The organism is Acinetobacter sp. UBA2063, from assembly GCF_002333245.1.
Taxonomy (GTDB): domain Bacteria; phylum Pseudomonadota; class Gammaproteobacteria; order Pseudomonadales; family Moraxellaceae; genus Acinetobacter; species Acinetobacter parvus.
On record NZ_DDAH01000187.1, the window covers coordinates 8,824 to 11,071 of the forward strand.

General features: G+C 42.3%; 2 protein-coding genes and 1 pseudogene. 2 read left to right on the forward strand and 1 reads right to left on the reverse strand.

Annotated features, from left to right (window positions below; translation table 11 throughout):
- Positions 1-137: 137 nt before the first annotated feature.
- On the forward strand, positions 138-1,460 hold the full coding sequence (locus B4H32_RS09135) for an MFS transporter (RefSeq protein ID WP_155756557.1): 1,323 nt from the start codon (positions 138-140) through the stop codon (positions 1,458-1,460).
- Between the two features lie 3 nt (positions 1,461-1,463).
- Positions 1,464-2,099: a 2-polyprenyl-3-methyl-6-methoxy-1,4-benzoquinone monooxygenase gene (gene coq7, locus B4H32_RS09140; RefSeq protein ID WP_286802323.1), complete on the forward strand. Its 636-nt coding sequence runs from the start codon at positions 1,464-1,466 to the stop codon at positions 2,097-2,099.
- Between the two features lie 11 nt (positions 2,100-2,110).
- Here the strand turns inward: coq7 and B4H32_RS09145 are convergent.
- Positions 2,111-2,248, reverse strand: a pseudogene (locus B4H32_RS09145) (2-amino-4-hydroxy-6-hydroxymethyldihydropteridine pyrophosphokinase); the annotation flags it as partial.

The following is a 2,248-nucleotide window of genomic DNA, read 5'->3' on the forward strand; positions in this document are numbered from 1 at the left end:
TTAATTTATCGTTTTTGATGGCTGAAATAACTTCAAATCTTTGATTTTTCATCCAATCAGACAGGGATATCATACATGCATTTCATCACATTTTTACAGTTCGTCACATTTTTTATAAAACACAATGAAGTGAACACATGATGAAACAAGATGACCGCTTAATGACATCTCGTCGGTTTGCACCGATGTTTTTCACTCAATTTTTTGGTGCGCTTAACGACAATGTTTATAAGCAGGCGCTCCTTCTGGTGATTACCTATGGCTGGATTCAACAACAGTCTGCATCCATCAGCACACTCAACAATTTAGCCGCTTTACTGTTTATATTGCCCTACTTTCTCTTCTCCGCCACCGCAGGACAGATTGCCGATAAATACGAGCGTTCTCAACTCATCCGCTTTATCAAGATTCTTGAGATCGTGATTATGCTGATTGGCAGCGCAGGTTTCTTACTGGGTAATTTATGGCTACTGTTATTTGCCTTATTCCTGATGGGAACACATTCCACCTGTTTTGGGCCAATCAAGTACGCCATTCTGCCTGAAATCCTTAAACCACAGGAATTGATGTCGGGAAATGCATTGTTCCAGTCGGGTACATCTATCGCCATTTTGGTCGGTATGATTCTGGGCGGTGCGGTGATTGCCTCATCTGAGGGTAATTTGCTGTGGATTAGCATCACAGTGGTAACTATTGCCTGCTTAGGCTATTTATCCAGCCGTTTTATTCTACCGCAAAAAGTGGCCGAGCCTGACCTTAAAATTGACTGGAACTTTTTTCGTACCAGCTTCCAAACCTTGAAATATGTCAAAGGCATCCCTTTGATTTTTACGATTCTGCTTGGCAATTCATGGTACTGGTTTTATGGGGCGACTTATCTCACCCAGATTCCCCAGCTTACCCAACAAAATCTCCACGCTTCTGAAAATGTGGTTAGCTTATTACTTACCTTTTTCTCCATCGGCATTGGTGTAGGTTCACTACTATGCCGAAAGATTGGTGGGCGTGAAATTAATATTAAGATGGTGCCTTATGGCGCGATTGGCTTAACCTTATTTGCGCTTTATCTGGCGGCAAGCCTTACTTTTGTGCCTGAACGCACAGGCGAACTGCTTTCATTAAAAGATATGTTTACAGGTGGTATGGTGTATTACCATGTCATGCTTGCCGTAACCTTACTGGGAATTAGCGGCGGGTTTTTTATCGTCCCACTCTATGCCATGATGCAAGCCTATTCACCACGTTCCCATCGTGCCCGTGTGGTGGCGGCGAATAATATATTAAATGCGGTGTTCATGGTGTCCTCTGCAATTTTCTCAATTTTAATCTTAAGCATTTTAAAAATTGATATTAAAATCTTGTTTATCATCACCGCCATTTTAAGTGCGATTTTTTCATTCTGGTTATTAAAACGACTTAAACCCTTGCTGGCAGATACGTCGAATACTTTAGAGGATTAATCTATGCGTCATTACACAGGTCTCGATAAACTGATCAACTCATTTGACCAGGCACTGCGTAGTTTGGTTCCAGGTGCGACAAGCTCCCAGCGTACAAACCCTGCTACCGATGAACCATCACAGTTATGTGTCAGTGATGCCCGTCATGTCGCAGGTTTAATGCGTGTCAATCATAGTGGTGAAGTTTGTGCTCAGGCGCTTTATCATGGTCAGGCACTGACAGCAAAACTCCCCCATGTACGTCAGGAAATGCAGCAAGCGGCGATTGAGGAACATGATCATTTGGCATGGTGTGAAGATCGTTTGAAAGAACTAGACAGCCACACCAGTGTACTCAATCCAATCTGGTACGGCCTCTCCTATGGTATGGGTGCCATTGCAGGCATCGCAGGGGACAAATACAGTCTCGGCTTTGTCGCTGAAACGGAACGTCAAGTCAGCCAGCATTTACAGCAACATTTGCAACAACTGCCTGAACATGATGAACGTTCACGCAAAATATTGGAGCAAATGAATGAAGATGAATTGCATCATCGTGATACCGCCTTACAGGCTGGTGGTGTGGATTTACCTGCGCCAGTCAAAATCACCATGACTGCAATTTCAAAATTGATGACAAAAACCAGTTATTATCTTTAAGAAATAAAACATTACATTGTAATGACAGGGTAATGAATCTGTTGATCATAAATTAAATCAGCTTGCTGCCATAAATCATAGAGTGGAATTTTGACATCCAGGGCCAATGGTAACTTTTTTGGATTGAATTGCATATTTGTTAAGTTTGT

What these genes read in the sequence shown, in the direction of transcription:
- B4H32_RS09135 (WP_155756557.1), top strand. Translation starts at nt 138, where the DNA reads ATGATGAAACAAGATGACCGCTTAATGACATCTCGTCGGTTTGCACCG.
- coq7 (WP_286802323.1), top strand. Translation starts at nt 1,464, where the DNA reads ATGCGTCATTACACAGGTCTCGATAAACTGATCAACTCATTTGACCAG.